Genomic DNA, 18395 nt, shown 5'->3' on the forward strand with positions numbered 1-18395 from the left:
CGATGAACTTCTCCAAATTCTTTATTTCACGGCCGATCTTCGCCGCAGTGTTGTCGCTGCTGATCCTGATCGCCGGTGCCATCTCGCTGTTCCAGCTGCCGATCAGTGAATACCCGGAAGTCGTGCCGCCAACCGTGGTGGTACGCGCCAACTTCCCCGGCGCCAACCCCAAGGTGATCGGCGAAACCGTGGCCTCGCCACTGGAACAGGCAATTACCGGTGTCGAAGGCATGCTCTATATGTCTTCGCAGGCCACTGCCGATGGCAAGCTGACCCTCACCATCACCTTTGCACTGGGTACTGACCTGGACAATGCGCAGGTGCAGGTGCAGAACCGCGTGACCCGCAGCGAGCCGAAGCTGCCTGAAGAAGTGACACGCATCGGCATCACCGTGGACAAGGCCTCCCCCGACCTGACCATGGTTGTGCACCTGACCTCGCCGGACAAACGCTACGACATGCTGTACCTGTCCAACTACGCCGTGCTCAACATCAAGGATGAGCTGGCGCGACTGGGCGGCGTCGGTGATGTGCAGCTGTTCGGCATGGGCGATTATTCGCTGCGGGTCTGGCTCGACCCGAACAAGACCGCCTCACGCAACCTGACCGCCACTGATGTGGTCAATGCGATTCGCGAACAGAACCGTCAGGTAGCCGCTGGTCAGCTGGGCTCCCCGCCCTCGCCGAATGCCACCAGCTTTCAGATGTCGATCAACACCCAGGGCCGCCTGGTCAGTGAGGAGGAGTTCGAAAACGTGGTCGTGCGCGCCGGTGCCGATGGCGAAATCACTCGCCTCAAGGACATTGCACGCATCGAACTGGGCTCCAGCCAGTATGCGCTGCGCTCGTTGCTGAATAATCAGCCTGCGGTAGCGATCCCGATCTTCCAGCGTCCCGGCTCCAACGCCATCGACATCTCCAACGATGTACGGGCACGAATGGCCGAGCTCAAGCAAAGCTTCCCGGAAGGCATGGACTACAGCATCGTCTATGACCCGACGATCTTCGTCCGCGGTTCCATCGAGGCGGTGATTCACACGCTGTTCGAAGCACTGATACTGGTCGTGCTGGTGGTGATCCTGTTCCTGCAGACCTGGCGCGCATCGATCATTCCGCTGGTGGCCGTACCGGTCTCGCTGATCGGCACCTTTGCGGTCATGCACATGTTCGGTTTCTCGCTGAACGCGCTGTCCTTGTTCGGTTTGGTACTGGCGATCGGTATCGTGGTCGACGATGCCATCGTGGTAGTGGAGAACGTCGAACGGAACATCGAGCTGGGCCTGGAACCGGTCGCTGCCACGCACAAGGCCATGGCTGAAGTAACAGGGCCGATCATCGCGACGGCGCTGGTGCTGTGCGCCGTGTTCGTGCCTGCGGCATTCATCTCCGGACTCAGCGGTCAGTTCTATAAGCAGTTCGCGCTGACCATCGCCATTTCGACGGTCATTTCCGCCTTCAACTCGCTGACTCTGTCGCCTGCACTGGCGGCGGTATTGCTCAAAGGTCATGACGCGCCCAAGGATCGCTTCTCGCGCTTCCTCGACAGAATGCTCGGCAGCTGGCTGTTCCGCCCGTTCAACCGCTTTTTCGAGAAAGCCAGCCACGGCTATGTCGGCACCGTTGCCAGGGTCATTCGCAGCAGCGGCATTGCCTTGCTGGTTTACGCGGGCCTGATGGTTTTGACCTGGATGGGCTTTGCCAGCACACCGACCGGTTTCGTCCCGAGCCAGGACAAGCAATACCTGGTCGCATTTGCCCAGTTGCCGGACGCCGCGAGCCTGGACCGCACCGAGGATGTCATCAAACGCATGTCGGAGCTGGCCCTCAAGCAGCCTGGCGTGCAGGACGCCATTGCCTTCCCGGGTCTGTCGATCAACGGCTTCACCAACAGCCCGAATAACGGCGTGGTGTTCGTGACCCTCAAGCCGTTCGACGAGCGCAAGGACCCGAGCCTCTCGGCCAACGCGATTGCCGGCGCGCTGAACGGTCAGTTCGCCTCGATTCAGGAAGCCTACATGGCGATCTTCCCGCCACCACCGGTACAAGGCCTGGGCACCATCGGCGGCTTCCGTCTGCAGATCGAGGACCGTGGCAACCTGGGCTATGACGAGCTGTACAAGGAAACCCAGAACATCATCGCCAAAAGCCGCAGCGTGCCGGAACTGGCCGGGCTGTTTACCAGCTACACGGTGAACGTACCGCAAGTCGATGCCGCGATTGACCGCGAGAAGGCCAAGACCCACGGCGTGGCAGTCAGCGATATTTTCGACACCCTGCAGGTGTATCTGGGGTCGTTGTATGCCAACGACTTCAACCGGTTCGGCCGCACTTATCAGGTCAATGTCCAGGCTGAGCAGCAGTTCCGCCAGGATGCCGACCAGATCGGCCAGCTCAAGGTGCGCAATAACCTGGGCGAGATGATCCCGCTGGCGACCTTCGTCAAGGTCAGCGACACCGCCGGCCCCGACCGCGTCATGCACTACAACGGCTTCATCACTGCTGAAATCAACGGTGCAGCAGCACCAGGCTACAGCTCTGGCCAGGCTCAGGCGGCGGTCGAGAAACTGCTTCGCGAGGAACTGCCCACCGGCATGATCTACGAATGGACCGACCTGACCTATCAGCAGATCCTTTCGGGCAATACCGCGCTGTTCGTGTTCCCGCTCTGTGTGTTGCTGGCGTTTCTGGTACTGGCGGCTCAATACGAAAGCTGGAGCCTGCCGCTGGCGGTGATCCTGATCGTACCGATGACCCTGCTCTCGGCGATTGCCGGGGTGATGATCGCCGGCAGCGACAACAATATCTTCACGCAGATCGGCCTGATCGTACTGGTAGGCCTGGCGTGCAAGAACGCGATTCTGATCGTCGAGTTCGCCAAGGACAAACAGGCCGAAGGGATGAGCCCGCTGGATGCGGTACTGGAAGCATGCCGCCTGCGTCTGCGTCCGATCCTGATGACCTCGTTCGCCTTCATCATGGGGGTCGTGCCGCTGGTGCTGTCCAGCGGCGCGGGTGCCGAGATGCGCCATGCCATGGGTGTCGCGGTGTTCTCCGGGATGCTGGGGGTCACTTTCTTCGGCCTGCTGCTGACGCCGGTGTTCTACGTGCTTATCCGTAATTACGTCGAACGCCAGGAGGCCCGCAAGGCCGCCAGAGCAAACAGCCAGCAAAACCTGCCTGCGGAGATGCATTGATGAGCGCCTACAAAGTCTTCATCCCGAGCCTGCTGGTCATGGCGCTGGCGGCCTGCGCCGTGGGCCCGGACTACCAGGCACCGGTCACGGCGCCAGCCAAACTGGCGTCCGCCGCCCAGGGCAACTATGACCGCAGCAAAGTGGACAGGGTGTGGTGGCAGCAGTTCGAGGATCCGACCCTCAATAAACTGGTGGCCAGGTCACTGGACGGCAACCGCGATCTGCGCGTCGCCTTCGCCCGCCTCAAGTCGGCGCGGGCCATACGCGATGACGTCGCCAACGATGTGATGCCCGTGGTGACCAGTCGCGCCAGCAGTGACATCGGCAAGGGTCAGCAACCCGGCATCACCGAGCGCCGGGTCAACAGCGAGCGCTACGACCTGGGCCTGGACATGGCGTGGGAAGTGGACCTGTTCGGGCGTATTCAGCGCCAACTGGAAGCCAGCGATGCCGATCAGGATGCTGCAGAGGCCAACCTCTATCAGCTTCAGGTCACGCTGATTGCCGAGGTGGTCGACGCCTACGGTCAACTGCGCGGCGCACAGCTGCGTGAAGCCATTGCCCGCGACAACCTGAAAAACCAGCAGAGTTCTCAGGACGTGACTACGCAATTGCGTGATGCGGGCGTGGGCAACGAGCTGGATGTGGTGCGTGCAGAGGCACGACTGGCTGCCGTCGAGGCCACCGTTCCACAGTTGCAGGCCGAGCAGGCTCGCCAACGCAATCGTATCGCCACGTTACTGGGCGAGCGCCCGGAAAACCTCAGCGTCGACTTGAGCCCGAGCAAGCTGCCTGCCATCGCCAAGGCCTTGCCGATCGGCGACCCGACGCAAGTGCTGCGCAATCGGCCGGACATCCGTGCAGCCGAGCGACAACTCGCTGCCTCGACCGCACGTATCGGCGTCGCGACTGCCGACCTGTTCCCGAGGGTCAGTCTGAGCGGTTTTCTGGGCTTTACCGCTGGGCGCGGCTCGCAGATCGGTTCGTCAGCGGCCAGAGCCTGGTCGCTGGGGCCGAGCATCACCTGGGCGGCCTTCGATCTGGGCAGTGTCCGGGCGCAGATTCGCAGTGCCGACGCCGACGCCGAGGGCGCACTGGCCAACTACGAGCAGCAGGTACTGCTTGCTCTGGAGGAGTCGGAGAACGCGTTCAGCGATTACGACAAACGCCAGCAGCGGCTGGTCTCGCTGATGCGCCAGAGCGATGCGAGTCGCTCGGCGGCCAGGCTGGCCTCGGTGCAATATCGAGAAGGCACGGCGGACTTCCTGGTCCTGCTGGATGCCGAGCGCGAACGTCTGGCAGCCGAGGATGCTCAGGCGCAGGCAGAAATCGAGCTGTACCGTGGCATCGTGGCCATTTACAAGGCACTGGGTGGCGGCTGGCAACCTCAGGCCTGAACCTGAAAAACCGGTAAAAAAACCCCGCGCCCGATCAGGCCGCGGGGCTTTTTTTGCCTGAAATCCGGCTGCATCATGATTGCCGTTTGACAGCTGCCAGCCACTCCCCGAAGCTGCAACCCGTCAAGCATTGGAAATCGATATGCCCAGACTTTCTACCATGGGGTTATCGCCTCAACCCACTTCTCGACGCCGCTGGCTGATCGGCGCAGCGGCTGCAGCGCTGCTGATGCTTTCGCTGGTTTTCTGGTGGTGGCGCACGCCCGTCCAGACCGCGCCGGCCAGGCTGAGTCATACCTATGCCCAGGCGCTGGAACAGGCACACGACGGTAAACCGGGTGCCGCGCGCGTGCTGTATCAACAACTGGGACGGACTGACCTGTCTGACACGCAACGCATCAGCCTGCTCGCCGAACTGAGCGACTATCCCAGCCCCCAGGCCCTCAAGTTGCTTGATGCGGCCTTGAGTAACCCGTCCGCGCAAGTGCGCGAAGCGGCCATCGATGTCAGTGTCAGGCTGGTCTCCAACAGTCAGCGCAGTCTGTTGCTCGGCCCCCTGCTGGATGACGCCGAACAATCCGTCAGGTTTCGCGCCACCAGCGCCCTGCTTGGCCTCTCACCTGATGAGCTGGGCCTGTACTTTGCCGTCCTGCAGCAAAGTGCCGAGGCGTTTCAGGAGTCACTCAAGAGCCAGCCGCAAAGCGCACAAAACCAGCTGCAACTGGCCAGGCTGTATCTGCAGACCGGCGACCTGGAACCCGCGCTCGCGGCGCTACAGCGCGCCACCGCGCTGGACCCGGGCAATATCGAAGCAGCGCTGGCGCATATCGAATTACTGGACCGCAAGGGCCAGGCCGAGCAGGCGCGCAGCCTTTTCGCGCAACTGCTCGAGCATAACCCTGGCTCGTCCCTGCTCCAGCATGCCCTCGGCATGTGGCTGCTGAACCACGGCCAGGCTGAATTCGCCGTGCTCAGCCTGGCCAAGGCCACGGAACTGGCGCCCGATAACAACGACTATCGCTATGACCTGGCGGTTGCCCTGCACTCGTTGAACGAGCTTGAAGCGGCACAGCGGCAGTTGACTCAGATCGTTCAAAACCAGCCCGCCAATCGCAAGGCCAGAGTGCTGCTGATCCAGTACTGGAAAGAGAACGGTCAGCTGCAGAACGTGCAGATTCTGCTGGCCGAGCTCGAACAGCAGAACCCGGATGACCCTGTGCTGCAACAGGGACTGTAGGGTCAGAAACGCAACGCCGAGACAGGCCAAAGGCTATCTTTGCATGGTCTACACGCCTTTCAGTCCGCGGCGTTCGCACTGCTCTGCCATTTCCTCATCCGATAGTCCTATTGCCTGTCGGATATTTCTCTTTTTAAGCTACCCACTCTCTCATGACACGTTTTCCATCCGTGGCTAATATCGGAAATAACTTACACTGCCCCTCCGCGTACAACACGGACATCATCCCCTATATCCAACATCGTCTCCCCGCTTCATTTAACGAATTTGAAAAAGGCTATTTTCTAACTGAAAAAAAAAGTGCATCATTTGCGGGCGACTGAGTTATAAATACCCTCTATCTGCGCAATGACAAGCCGCGAAGGCCAAGTTTCAGCATAGAAACCGCAGGTATCGGGCACCCTCGAGTGAGCGAATCGGTCATCAGTTTTGTCTCATCGCTTTATAGGGCTGACAACAGCCATTACATTGTTGGAGTATATTAATTGTCCAGACTTGCCGAGTTTCGAGCAGCAGAGAAAGCCCTTCAGGAACAGCTTGCACAGCTGGAATCGTTGAAGAATGACGCCGGATTGAAAAAGGAGATCGAATTCGAGCAAAAGCTCCAGGACCTGATGGGCACCTACGGCAAAAGCCTGCGTGACATCATTGCAATCCTTGACCCTGCAAGCGCTACCTCACTGGTCGCACCCGCAGGTCCAAAGCGTCGCCGCGCACGTGTGGTCAAGGTTTACCAGAATCCGCACACGGGTGAGCTGATTGAAACCAAGGGCGGCAACCATCGCGGCCTCAAGGCGTGGAAAGAGCAATACGGTGTAGACACTGTTGATTCATGGCTTCGTGCCTGATTGCAAGTTGTCACTTGAAGCCCTGCACGTGCAGGGCTTTTTTGTCTGCGCCGCTGCATATGATCACCTGCGCACTGCAGCTTTTTGCCCGGACGCACACACAGTTCCTTTCGTTGGACACCGGGAATTCATATACATGATTGAGTGAACTGCCCGGTACATATACTTCAGGGCACCGGGAAAATACCGCGAGAATAATGACGCCAATAAATCTGGATTATGCGATTCAGCACACAGTTACAAACCTGAACAGTCCCTGAAGTGTGTAGAGTAATTATTCAGTTTGGCGGTGTAATGAGATACATCCTTATTTGTTTCTCAATGATTCGGCGCGTCGAAGAGCACCACATTCGCAGCACAGCGGAGCTTCACACTTTTTTCACATGCACTCTCGGATGATGAAGACCGCTAAAGGAATAGCGCCCCATGCCCGCCTCGGCGGGCTTCTTTTTGCCTGCGAAAAGGCAGAGGTCACTGCGTATCGTCCAGGCGCAGACTCTCGCGAATACGCAGTGCCTCATCCTTGTTGTTCGCATAGCCGTCTGCCGATCCCGCATAGGACAACGACCAGGCCAGCTCCTTGCTGGCGGCCGCGACCAGTGTCTGGGTCAGCACGTGCACACCATTCTGAGTAATGGTGCAGGTGGTTTCGAGTGCGGGCACGACGCTGAGTCGACTTTCACGGACATGCGTGCAAGCGCTCTGCAGTCCGCTCCGGGCAAAATTGACCTGAATCGACTTGCGCATTTCCAGCAGAACGCCCTGGACATTGACTTCATGCCCTGGCGTCAGGCGCGTCTGGGTGAGTTCCATGACCATCAGCGGATTTCCACTTTGATCGTTTTTCACCGCGCGCTGTCTGACTTGCACGGAAGGTTGAACGGGCTCGCCCGACTCGGTCGGTATCGACTCGACCTCCCAGCCTGCGGGCCAGACGATCATTGCATCGGCGGCATGCACCTGTGCAGTGCCCAACAGCAGGAACAGGCAAAGGCTTGGCACGGAGCGTCGGTAGTGCGAAAGGATCATGATCGGGTCGCCAGAACGGTTGACCCGAAATTCTGAGCCTGTTGTCGGCATCGAGCAAGGCCGACGCGACGTTATCCGAGCCGGGTTTGGCACTGCGCGCCCTGCCCCGTATCATTTGGCATTATTTGTACATTCTGTTGGAGACACATTGATGAGCTTGCACGAACTCAACACACTACCGGGCGTCACAGCCGATCCTGAAGCGGCCACCCGGCAGTTTGTGTTCAATCACACCATGCTGCGCGTCAAGGACATTACCAAATCGCTTGATTTCTACACCCGCGTACTGGGCTTCAGCCTGGTCGAGAAGCGTGACTTCCCGGAAGCCGAATTCAGCCTGTACTTCCTGGCGCTGGTCGACAAGGCACAGATCCCGGAAGACGACGCCGCCCGCAACGAATGGATGAAGTCGATCCCCGGCATTCTGGAGCTGACCCATAACCACGGTACCGAAAGCGATGCCACAGCGTCTTACCATAACGGCAACAGCGACCCGCGCGGCTTTGGCCATATCTGCGTGTCGGTGCCGGATGTGAAAGTCGCCTGCGAGCGTTTTGAAAGCCTGGGCGTCGACTTTCAGAAGCGCTTGTCCGATGGCCGCATGAACAGCCTGGCCTTTATCAAGGACCCGGACGGTTACTGGGTAGAGATCATCCAGCCAACGCCGCTCTGAGACTGCCGGTGATCGCTTCGGCAAGGGGCGATCCGCGTAGAAAGCAAAAAGCCCCGTGATCGCTCACGGGGCTTTTCGTTTACCGCTCTCCGATCAGGCCGGGGCGGAGGTACGGATCAGGTGGTCAAAGGCGCTCAGGGAGGCCTTGGCACCTTCGCCTAGGGCGATGATGATCTGCTTGTACGGTGCAACCGTCACGTCACCGGCAGCGAAGATGCCTGGCACCGAGGTTTCACCGCGAGGATCGACCACGATCTCACCGCGCGGCGACAACTCAATGGCACCTTTGAGCCACTCACTGTTGGGCAGCAGGCCGATCTGCACGAAGATACCTTCGAGCGGTACGTTGATCTCTTCGCCTGTGGTGCGGTTCTTGTAGCGCAGGCCGTTGACCTTCTGCTCATCACCTGTCACTTCAGTGGTTTGCGCACTGGTGATCACGGTCACGTTCGGCAGACTGTGCAATTTGCGCTGCAGCACCGCGTCGGCACGCAATTGCACGTCGAACTCCAGTAGAGTCACGTGAGACACGATACCTGCGAGGTCGATTGCAGCCTCGACACCCGAGTTACCGCCACCGATGACAGCGACGCGCTTGCCTTTGAACAAAGGACCGTCACAGTGCGGGCAATAAGCCACACCCTTGTTACGGTACTGCTGCTCACCCGGCACGTTCATCTCCCTCCAGCGTGCGCCAGTGGCAAGGATCAGCGTCTTGGCCTTGAGGCTGGCACCGCTGGCAAACTTCACTTCGTGCAACTCGCCGGCTGCGCCAGGAATCAGCTTGTCGGCACGCTGCAGGTTCATGATGTCGACTTCGTACTGCTTGACGTGCTCTTCAAGCGCCACGGCCAGCTTCGGCCCCTCGGTATGTTGTACCGAGATGAAGTTCTCGATGGCCATGGTGTCGAGCACCTGACCGCCGAAACGCTCGGCAGCAACACCGGTGCGGATGCCTTTACGCGCAGCATAGACTGCCGCGGCCGAGCCAGCCGGGCCACCGCCGACGACCAGCACATCGAAAGCCTGCTTGGCGTTGAGTTTTTCCGCCTGACGCGCACCGGCGCCGGTGTCGATCTTGGCCAGAATCTCTTCCAGGCCCATGCGGCCCTGACCGAACAACTCACCGTTCAGATAGATGCTGGGCACCGACATGATCTTGCGATCGGTAACTTCTTCCTGGAACAGTGCACCGTCGATAGCGACGTGCTTGATACCAGGGTTCAGCACTGCCATCAGGTTCAGGGCCTGGACGACGTCCGGGCAGTTCTGGCAGGACTGCGAGAAATAGGTTTCGAAATGGAATTCGCCCTGAAGTGCGCGAACCTGTTCGATGGTTTCCGCACTGACCTTGGGTGGATAGCCGCCGACTTGCAGCAGCGCCAGGACCAGCGAGGTGAATTCGTGACCCATGGGGATACCGGCAAAACGCAGGCTGATATCGTGGCCAGGGCTGCTCAGCGAGAACGACGGCGTACGTGCGTCGGTGCCGCTGTCATTCAGGGTGACGTCCTTGGAAACACTGATCACATCATTGAGCAGTGCAAGCATTTCCTGAGACTTCGCGCCGCCATCAAGGGACGCGACGATCTCGATGGGGCGAGTAACCCGCTCCAGATAGGATTTCAACTGGGCTTTAAGATTGGCGTCCAACATGTGGCGGCTTCCTGTTTACAAAGGGTAGAAATAACAACGCCCAGGCGGTTACCGCCCGGGCGTTTTTTGGGGCGATGCGGTTTACTTGCTCAAGAGCTCAACGCCCCCAGCCGATTCATGCGACTCAGATCTTGCCAACCAGGTCCAGGGACGGAGCCAGAGTAGCTTCGCCTTCTTTCCACTTGGCTGGGCAGACTTCGCCCGGGTGAGCGGCAACGTACTGAGCAGCCTTGATCTTGCGCAGCAGCTCGGAAGCGTCACGACCAACGCCACCGTCGTTCAGTTCGACGATTTTGATCTGACCTTCAGGGTTGATCACGAAAGTACCGCGATCCGCCAGACCGGCTTCTTCGATCAGCACGTCGAAGTTGCGGGAGATGGTCAGGGTCGGGTCACCGATCATGGTGTACTGGATCTTGCCGATTGCTGGCGAAGTGTTGTGCCATGCAGCGTGGGCGAAGTGGGTGTCGGTCGAAACGCTGTAGATTTCAACGCCCAGCTTCTTGAACTCTTCGTAGTTGTCAGCCAGGTCTTCCAGCTCGGTCGGGCATACGAAAGTGAAGTCGGCCGGGTAGAAGAATACGACAGACCACTTGCCTTTGAAGTCAGCGTCCGAGACGTCAACGAAAGCGCCGTTCTTGAATGCGGTAGCCTTGAACGGTTTTACTTGGCTGTTGATGATAGGCATCGGTATATCTCCTGATGGGTTGGATGGGTTGTGAATTCGATGGAGTGAAGCTTACGCATGATCGATGACAATCGCTCATTGGCAAACCTGATGTCACTGATTGCTTTTCACTATGAAGGCAGCTTATCGATAGAAGAAACCTTCGGACCGCTCCCCGCCTCCGATGGGCTCAGGAACGGAGCGGCATCAATGTAGCGCATCGCCGACTTGATGTCCCTCCAGCCTACATAGGACATCAGTGACTTGAGGTCCCAGCCGTTGCTGTGCGCCCAGCTTGCAAAACCGCGACGCAACGAGTGGCTGGTGTAGCGCTCGGCGGCGATGCCTGCACGCTGGAGCGCCTGACGCAGCAACGGGATGATGCTGTTGGCGTGCAACTCCTCCTCTTTAAGGTTACCCCAGCGGTCCACTGCCCGAAAGACCGGACCGCGTACCAGCGCGGTACAGTTGATCCACTCTATATAGGCCTGAACCGGGCAAAGCCGCTGCAAGGCCGGGGTCTGATAGGTGCGGCCCAGATTTTCTCGATCGCCTTTGCTCCGCGGCAAATACAGGCTGATTCCCGAGTTGGCGATGGCCTTGACGTCCTGTACTTGCAGGCGGCATAGCTCGTCACTACGAAACCCGCGCCAGAACCCCAGCAGGATCAGCGCCGAATCGCGTCGGCCGCGCAACAGCCGTGGCTGATCGTGTTGTGCGCTTGCTTCGCGTATTTCGATCTCCAGCCAGGCGATGACTTTTTCCAGATCCTGCAACTGCAAGGGCTCGGCCTGCTTTTCCTGTGCGGGGTGCAGCGCACGAATGCCCTTGATGACCTTGCGCACCATCGGTGCCTTGGTCGGATCGACAAAACCCTGGCTGACGTGCCACTGGGCCAGCGCTGACAAACGCAGCTTCAAGGTGTTCACCGACAGCGTCCCGGCATGGCTGGCCAGGTAACGCGCCACGCTTTCGCTGGTCGCCGGCAGAAACCCGCCCCATGTCACCTCGAAATGCTCGATGGCAGCCCGATAGCTGCGGCGCGTGTTGTCGCGGGTCGCCGCCTCGATGTAGCGATCAACGTCATTCATGGCTCAAACCTGCTCGGGTGTACCGGTAAGGGCGCCGTAAAGGGAGCTGAAGACGCCTGACACGGGATAATACGCCAATATCCCGTGTTAATTAATTCAAAAAATGGCTAATTATTTCAAAACATATAGTATGTAATTACAGAGTACATACCACAGTATGAAATCGTAGGAGACAGCATGGCCCGTGGCGGTGTAAACAAGGCGTTAGTGCAGAAAGCGAGAGCGTCCCTGCTGTCCCGAGGCGAAAACCCCAGCATCGACGCGGTACGTATCGAAATGGGCAATACCGGCTCGAAAACCACTATCCACCGCTATCTGAAGGAGCTTGAATCCACGCAAGCCCCAGCGCCGGATATCAATGAGGAATTGAGCGATCTGGTCGCGCATCTCGCCCAAAGGCTTCAGGAACAGGCGCAAGAGCGTATTGATCAGGCGCGCGATGAATATCAGGCCGAGCGCGACACCCTGCAGCGGCAACTTGCGGGCACTCAAGAGCAGATCAGCCAGCTGGAAAAACACGCACAGCAGCGTGAACAGGCTCTGGAACAGCAGGCCGCCGCCCTGCTCCACACGCAAGGCACACTGCAGGATGTGCAGACAGAACACGCCCGGTTGCTTCAGGCCAATCAGGACCTGGAGGCACGCCTGCGCGACAAGGACGGGCAGATCCATTCGCTTGAAGAAAAACACCAGCACGCCCGCGAGACACTGGAGCACTATCGCAACTCGATCAGGGAGCAACGCGAGCAGGAGCAGCGACGCCACGAAACCCAGGTTCAGCAGCTGCAAATGGAACTGCGACAGGCACAGCAAGGCCTTGCCATGCACCAGGAAAACATTACACAGCTCAATCGAGATAACGAAAGGTTGCTGGCTGAAAATCGCAACACCCTGCGCGAACTGCACAGCCAGACCGACCAGCTGAAGCAGGCCAACACGCAGAATGCCGCCTTCGCCGAACAACAGCACCACACCCGCACCCAATGCGCGTTGCTGGAAGAAAGGTTACGCAGCGCGCAGGACGAAAACACCGCACTTAAACAAGGCATGACCGATGCGCAGCAACAGAGCCGCATGCTGGAACTGCTGCTGACCAAGAAGGAAGCGGCACTGGAGAACCTGCAGACAAGGCTCGATCAGCCGGACAAACCCAAAGCCACCAGAAAGAAACCATCAGACAAAGCCTGATCAGCAAGCTTCAGGCCAGCGCTATCTCGCCGCATGGCAGATGCAAATCAACCCGGGTGCCCTGACCTTCGGCGCTTTCTATATGCACGTGTCCGCCGGCTTGCCGGGTAAAGCCGTAGACCATCGACAAACCCAGGCCGGTTCCCTGGCCTACCGGTTTGGTGGTGAAAAACGGATCGAACACCTGATCGATAACATCCCGAGCAATGCCACAGCCGTTATCTTCAACACTAAGCTGTACGTAGTCGCCAGGCAGCAGACCGTCTTTTTGCGTCTCCAGCGTTAACGCGCGGCTGCGCACGCACAACCTCCCTCCGACAGGTACGGCATCGCGCGCGTTGATGACCAGATTCAACAAGGCATTTTCCAACTGATGCTCATCGGTGCGCACCGCGCTCAGCCCCTCCTCCAGCTCGATCTCCAGGTGCGCATGAGCGCCGACCGTCCCCCGCAACAACTCTTCCATGGAGCGGACCATGCAATTGACATCCACCACGGCGACGTTAAGCGACTGCCGACGGGCAAATGTCAGCAGCCTGCGGGTCAGTGCAGCAGCACGGTTTGCAGAACTCGCTGCGGCATCCAGGTAGCGATCGACCTCACTGACACGCCCGGCAGCCACACGCAGCCTGATCATGTCCAGTGCGCCAATCACGCCGGAAAGTACATTGTTGAAGTCATGGGCGATACCACCAGTCAACTGACCGATAGCATCCATCTTCTGCGCATGGCGCAAGACCTCTTCAGCCATCGCCCGCTCGGCAATTTCAGCCTGCAACAGCTCATTTGCAGCTTCCAGCTCACGCGTGCGCTCGGCGACGCGCAACTCCAGACTTTCGTTGAGTTCGCGCAACGCCTCTTCTGCATTGACCTGAGCGGTGATGTCGGTGTGAGTACCCAGCCAGTGGGTAATGTGCCCCCTTGCGTCGCGCAGCGGCAGCGCACGCGAAAGGAACCAGTTGAAAGCGCCGCCCTTGCCACGTATCGGAAATGTATCTTCCCAGATCGAGCCAGTGGAAAAGCAGTATTGCAGACGCGCCATCACGCGCTCGCGATGTTCGGGGTGCAGAACCGAGCGCCACCCCAGGGCAGTCATGGCCTCGAGCGAAGCGCCGGTGTACGCATGCCAACGCTCGTTGTACCAATGGATTTGCCCGCGGGGGCTGGCAGTCCAGGCCAGTTGACTCATGTTGTCAGCCAATGCCCTGAACTGACGCTCGCTTTCACGCAAGGCATCAATGTGCTGCGCGACTTCGCGGTCCTGCTCGGCAGAATGCAATGGCATTCTGGCCGGTGGCTGCTCTCTATTCACGTCGGGATCCATCCTCTCGAAACTCTTACCCCGGAGTTCTTCCTGAACTCCGGGCGTTGCGTGACTTAACGTTTGACAGGCGTCCGCATGGTAACGAACTCTTCTGCCGCGGTCGGGTGTACCCCGATGGTATCGTCGAATACCTGCTTGGTCGCGCCAGCCTTGATGGCAATGGCCAGGCTCTGGACGATTTCGCCAGCATCCGGCCCGACCATATGGCAGCCCAGCACACGATCGGTTTTGGCATCGACGACCAGCTTCATCAATGTGCGCTCCTGATCATCGGTCAGGGTCAGCTTCATCGGCCTGAAACGACTCTCGAAAATCTGCACATCGTGCCCGGCCTTGATTGCATCCTCTTCGGTCAGACCGACCGTACCGATGTTCGGCAGACTGAAAACCGCCGTCGGGATGTGATTGTAGTCTACCGGGCGATACTGCTCGGGCTTGAACAGTCGGCGCGCGACCGCCATGCCTTCAGCCAGAGCGACCGGCGTCAGCTGCACACCCCCGATGACATCGCCGATGGCCAGGATAGAGGGCTCGCTGCTCTGGTAATTGTCATCGACCTTGATATAGCCGTGCTCGTCCAGCTTGACGTCGACACTGTCCAGACCGAGGTTGTCGAGCATTGGGCGGCGCCCTGTTGCGTAGAACACGCAATCGGTCTCGAGCGTGCCGCCACCTTTCATGGACAACAGCAGACTGCCGTCGGCCTGCTTGTCGATACGCTCGATATCGCTGTTGAAGCGAATCGTCATGTGGCGCTTGAGCAACTCTTCGTGAAGATGGGTGCGGACACCGCCATCAAAGCCACGCAAGAACAACTCGCGGCGATAGACCAGCGTGGTGTCGGCACCGAGCCCGTTGAAAATCGAGGCGAACTCCACCGCGATGTAGCCGCCACCCACAACGACGACCCGCTTGGGTAGCGTTTTGAGATAGAACGACTCGTTGGAGGTGATCGCGTGCTCGCGCCCTGGTACGTCAGGCACCTGGGGCCAGCCGCCGGTGGCAATCAGAATGCGCTCGGCACTGTAGGTCTGACCGTTGATTTCGACCTGCTGCGGGCCGGTCAATTTCGCATGCCCTTCAAGCAGCGTCACGCCGCTGTCGACCAGCAACTTGCGATAGATGCCATTAAGGCGATTGATCTCACGATCCTTGTTGGCGATCAGCGTGGCCCAATCGAACTGGGCCTCACCCAGCGACCAGCCGAAGCCCTTGGCATGATCGAAATCCTCGGAAAAATGCGCCCCGTACACCAATAGCTTTTTGGGTACGCATCCTACGTTGACGCAGGTTCCGCCCAGATAGCGGCTCTCGGCCACAGCGACCTTTGCGCCGAAACCGGCAGCGAAACGCGCCGCCCTGACGCCGCCCGAGCCGGCGCCAATTACAAACAGATCAAAATCAAAGGCCATCGATATCTCCTTGGCAGAGGCACAGCATAGCCGCTTGGCGGCCAGTCAGAAATGACAAAGCCACCCGAAGGTGGCTTTGTCCCGGGCGTCATCAATCAGAAATCAATGCGCTTTGCCGGTTTTGTAGAAATGCTCGAAGCAGAAGTTGGTCGCCTGGATGTAGCCTTCCGCACCACCGCAGTCAAAACGCTCACCCTTGAACTTGTAAGCGAGTACGTTGCCTTCGGCAGCCTGCTTCATCAAGGCATCGGTGATCTGAATCTCACCACCCTTGCCCGGCTCGGTCTGTTCGATTTTCTCGAAAATGTCCGGAGTCAGGATGTAGCGGCCGATGATCGCCAGGTTGGACGGCGCATCTTCAGGCTTAGGCTTTTCAACCATGTTGGTCACGCGGAACAGGCCCGGCTTGATCTCTTCACCCGCGATCACGCCGTACTTGTTGGTTTCCTGCGGATCGACTTCCTGAATGGCGATGATCGAGCAGCCATAATGCTTGTGCAGTTTGACCATCTGCGCCAGCACGCCGTCACCCTCAGGGTTGACGCACAGGTCGTCCGCGAGAACCACGGCGAAAGCTTCGTTGCCGATCAGTGGGCGACCGCTCAGGATGGCATGGCCCAAACCTTTCATTTCGGTCTGACGGGTGTACGAGAAGCTGCACTCGTCGATCAGCTTGCGAATACCAACGAGGTACTTTTCCTTGTCAGTGCCCTTGATCTGGTGCTCAAGCTCATAGCTGATGTCGAAGTGGTCTTCAAGAGCGCGCTTGCCACGACCGGTCACGATGGAAATTTCGGTCAGGCCTGCAGCGAGGGCTTCCTCAACACCGTATTGGATCAGTGGCTTGTTGACCACCGGCAGCATTTCCTTGGGCATGGCCTTGGTCGCTGGCAGGAAGCGAGTACCGTAACCGGCTGCTGGGAACAAGCATTTCTTGATCATAAAAGTCCTTGGTAAGGGCTGTTGGTGTTAACGGCGCAGTCTAATGATGAGGCAGGCACCTTACAATGCCCCGCCTTTGGCCGTCCGATGCCATGATAGAGGAATACTCGTACAGATAGTTCCGCACTTTCTGGATATTGCCTTTACATAAAAGCAGCTCAAGGCACCGTCAAACTACCCTCAAGGCCTGCGCGGCCGGACCTCAACACCGCTTCTAGGCGACCGCGGACTTTACACCCGGCTTCGCCAACGGCAAGCGGCGACAAGTGGGAGGCAGGCAGTTTATGATGCAAAACATGGCGGAACGATGGCACCCGTTATCAGTCCAACGCTCGCATTTGTTAATTCCCTGGCCTTATCTCGAAGCGAAAAACATGATCAGAATTTTGTCCATTATTGCTGTGCTGGGCCTCACCGGCTGCGCAACCGCCTCCAATACCTACCTGAAAAACGGCAAACAGGGCTTGAGCATCGACTGCTCCGGCGAGGCGATGTCCTGGGCAAGCTGCTACGAAAAGGCGGATGCGTCCTGTGCAGGCACAGGTTATGAAATTGTCGGCACAGATGGCACCCCGCAACCTGCCGAAAGCGACAAGACGCTGGGCGTGGACGTTGGCAACTACAAAAGCCGCAGCGTGCTGGTGGTCTGCAAGTAATCAGGTCTGCCGCCCTGTCCACCGCGAACAGGGCCAGCTGACCCGGCCTGACTGATCAGCCTGAAATGCACGCTTCGGCAGCGTTCTGCACATCCCTGAAACGAATGGGCACGTTGGAAAGTCGTTCGTAGACCTTGATCGTACTACCGCCCGAGCGGCTTTCGATATCCACTACTGCCGCGGGTGACTTGCTGAGTTTCTGCGCGACGATGACCCGCAGGCCGTCATGCCGAGGCTCGATCAGAGGCGGCTTGCGACTGCTGCTGATCTTGCCAGCGAAGCAATCGGCGTATTCCTGAGGATTTTTGCCCGACATCACGTTCATGGTGGGGGGTGTATGCTCAATGTCGTTCACTGTGGCACAGCCAGTCATTGCCAGGGCCAGGACTACTACAGCAGCCAGTTTCATACAAAGCCTCCAAATAAAGGTCCTACGACAAGCCCCAGCGCAATTAAATCCCGGCTGAGGCATTTTTTCCCGGAAACACGGCAAATTAATGCTCACCGACGTCAAATTGCGGGCGTCGCATGCTATCGTTTTGATTTTTCAGAAAAACCCCCATTTCGGAGCCCGTCATGAAATTCGTACACCAGCGTGAGCATCTCAACGAGGACGACCTTGTCGTCATCGAGTGCTCTCAGACCTGCAATATTCGCCTGATGAACGATGCGAATTTTCGCAGCTTTAAAAATGGTGGTCGGCACACCTATCATGGCGGCGCGTTCGACAGATTTCCGGCCAAGATCGCCGCGCCAAGCACCGGTTTCTGGAACATCACCATCGATACTGCAGGCCGCAAGGCAGACACCAACGCCGGACGCAAACTGCCTTTCACTCACAAGATCAAGATCGTCCGGCGCTCGACCTCTCGCCTGGGATGATGCAAGGAGTCACCGTGAACAATCCAGCCCCGCGTACGACCAAATTCGCTGTCAGCTATAAGCTCAATGGCGAACGCCGCTTCGAATTTGCCCAATTGCAATCGGCGTCCACCGAGGAAGCCGAAGCCGCCTTGAAGAAAATGCACGGCGAGAGCGACGACCTTATTACGGACGTCAAGGTCAGCAAGGCTCTCTGATA

At 58.5% G+C, this 18395-nt stretch carries 17 protein-coding genes; 9 read left to right on the forward strand and 8 right to left on the reverse strand.

Annotated elements, in window-relative coordinates; all coding sequences use genetic code 11:
• Positions 1–2 precede the first annotated feature (2 nt).
• From LCH65_RS18360 to LCH65_RS18375, 4 genes are all read left to right on the forward strand, one after another.
• Positions 3–3194 carry an efflux RND transporter permease subunit gene (locus LCH65_RS18360; RefSeq protein ID WP_024663676.1) on the forward strand — a complete coding sequence of 1064 codons (3192 nt, stop codon included), beginning with the start codon at positions 3–5 and terminating at the stop codon, positions 3192–3194.
• Positions 3194–4591, forward strand: coding sequence for a TolC family protein (locus LCH65_RS18365; RefSeq protein WP_003364436.1), 1398 nt, complete (start codon positions 3194–3196; stop codon positions 4589–4591). The genes LCH65_RS18360 and LCH65_RS18365 overlap by 1 nt, the downstream gene beginning before the upstream one ends.
• Positions 4592–4733: 142 nt before the next feature.
• On the forward strand, positions 4734–5828 hold the full coding sequence (locus tag LCH65_RS18370; RefSeq protein ID WP_024663677.1) for a HEAT repeat domain-containing protein: 1095 nt from the start codon (positions 4734–4736) through the stop codon (positions 5826–5828).
• 485 nt (positions 5829–6313) lie between these two features.
• Entirely contained in the window at positions 6314–6676 is a 363-nt protein-coding gene (locus LCH65_RS18375; protein ID WP_003364441.1) for a histone-like nucleoid-structuring protein, MvaT/MvaU family, read from the forward strand.
• A 471-nt stretch (positions 6677–7147) separates the two neighbouring features.
• Here the strand turns inward: LCH65_RS18375 and LCH65_RS18380 are convergent, their stop codons facing one another.
• Complete coding sequence (locus LCH65_RS18380) at positions 7148–7756, reverse strand: DUF4946 domain-containing protein (protein ID WP_032609761.1); 609 nt, start codon at positions 7754–7756, stop codon at positions 7148–7150.
• Between the two features lie 100 nt (positions 7757–7856).
• On the opposite strand from LCH65_RS18380, the gene gloA reads away from it, so the two are divergent.
• Complete coding sequence (gene gloA / locus LCH65_RS18385) at positions 7857–8378, forward strand: lactoylglutathione lyase (protein ID WP_003364444.1); 522 nt, start codon at positions 7857–7859, stop codon at positions 8376–8378.
• A gap of 93 nt (positions 8379–8471) precedes the next feature.
• Here the strand turns inward: gloA and ahpF are convergent, their stop codons facing one another.
• The 3 genes from ahpF to LCH65_RS18400 all read right to left on the reverse strand — a co-directional run bounded on the left by ahpF (position 8472) and on the right by LCH65_RS18400 (position 11792).
• Complete coding sequence (gene ahpF, locus LCH65_RS18390) at positions 8472–10034, reverse strand: alkyl hydroperoxide reductase subunit F (RefSeq protein ID WP_226439696.1); 1563 nt, start codon at positions 10032–10034, stop codon at positions 8472–8474.
• A gap of 124 nt (positions 10035–10158) precedes the next feature.
• Positions 10159–10722 (reverse strand): alkyl hydroperoxide reductase subunit C, encoded by a 564-nt coding sequence (gene ahpC, locus LCH65_RS18395; RefSeq protein ID WP_002553298.1) that lies wholly within the window; start codon positions 10720–10722, stop codon positions 10159–10161.
• A 110-nt stretch (positions 10723–10832) separates the two neighbouring features.
• Positions 10833–11792: a site-specific integrase gene (locus LCH65_RS18400; protein ID WP_058417359.1), complete on the reverse strand. Its 960-nt coding sequence runs from the start codon at positions 11790–11792 to the stop codon at positions 10833–10835.
• Positions 11793–11969: 177 nt separating this feature from the next.
• On the opposite strand from LCH65_RS18400, the gene LCH65_RS18405 reads away from it, so the two are divergent.
• Positions 11970–12980: a DNA-binding protein gene (locus LCH65_RS18405; protein ID WP_054081008.1), complete on the forward strand. Its 1011-nt coding sequence runs from the start codon at positions 11970–11972 to the stop codon at positions 12978–12980.
• Positions 12981–12990: 10 nt separating this feature from the next.
• Here the strand turns inward: LCH65_RS18405 and LCH65_RS18410 are convergent, their stop codons facing one another.
• From LCH65_RS18410 to galU, 3 genes are all read right to left on the reverse strand, one after another.
• Positions 12991–14265 (reverse strand): PAS domain-containing hybrid sensor histidine kinase/response regulator, encoded by a 1275-nt coding sequence (locus LCH65_RS18410; RefSeq protein ID WP_058417358.1) that lies wholly within the window; start codon positions 14263–14265, stop codon positions 12991–12993.
• 92 nt (positions 14266–14357) lie between these two features.
• On the reverse strand, positions 14358–15716 hold the full coding sequence (gene gorA, locus LCH65_RS18415; protein ID WP_058417357.1) for a glutathione-disulfide reductase: 1359 nt from the start codon (positions 15714–15716) through the stop codon (positions 14358–14360).
• Positions 15717–15818: 102 nt separating this feature from the next.
• On the reverse strand, positions 15819–16658 hold the full coding sequence (gene galU / locus LCH65_RS18420; protein ID WP_003364457.1) for a UTP--glucose-1-phosphate uridylyltransferase GalU: 840 nt from the start codon (positions 16656–16658) through the stop codon (positions 15819–15821).
• A 374-nt stretch (positions 16659–17032) separates the two neighbouring features.
• Between galU and LCH65_RS18425 the strand changes: the two genes are divergently transcribed.
• Positions 17033–17314, forward strand: a complete 282-nt coding sequence (locus LCH65_RS18425; protein WP_003400694.1) for a hypothetical protein — start codon at positions 17033–17035, stop codon at positions 17312–17314.
• Positions 17315–17369: 55 nt separating this feature from the next.
• On the opposite strand, the gene LCH65_RS18430 is transcribed toward LCH65_RS18425, so the two are convergent.
• Complete coding sequence (locus LCH65_RS18430) at positions 17370–17723, reverse strand: hypothetical protein (RefSeq protein WP_003411257.1); 354 nt, start codon at positions 17721–17723, stop codon at positions 17370–17372.
• A 167-nt stretch (positions 17724–17890) separates the two neighbouring features.
• Here LCH65_RS18430 and LCH65_RS18435 point away from each other — a divergent pair, with 167 nt between their 5' ends.
• Positions 17891–18196: a DUF1883 domain-containing protein gene (locus LCH65_RS18435; RefSeq protein ID WP_003364463.1), complete on the forward strand. Its 306-nt coding sequence runs from the start codon at positions 17891–17893 to the stop codon at positions 18194–18196.
• Between the two features lie 14 nt (positions 18197–18210).
• A complete protein-coding gene (locus LCH65_RS18440; RefSeq protein WP_003364465.1) occupies positions 18211–18393 on the forward strand; it encodes a hypothetical protein in 183 nt (60 codons plus the stop codon).
• Positions 18394–18395: the final 2 nt, after the last annotated feature.

The sequence above is a fragment of the Pseudomonas sp. MWU16-30316 genome, from assembly GCF_020515645.1.
In the GTDB taxonomy this organism is placed as follows: Bacteria; Pseudomonadota; Gammaproteobacteria; order Pseudomonadales; family Pseudomonadaceae; genus Aquipseudomonas; species Aquipseudomonas cerasi.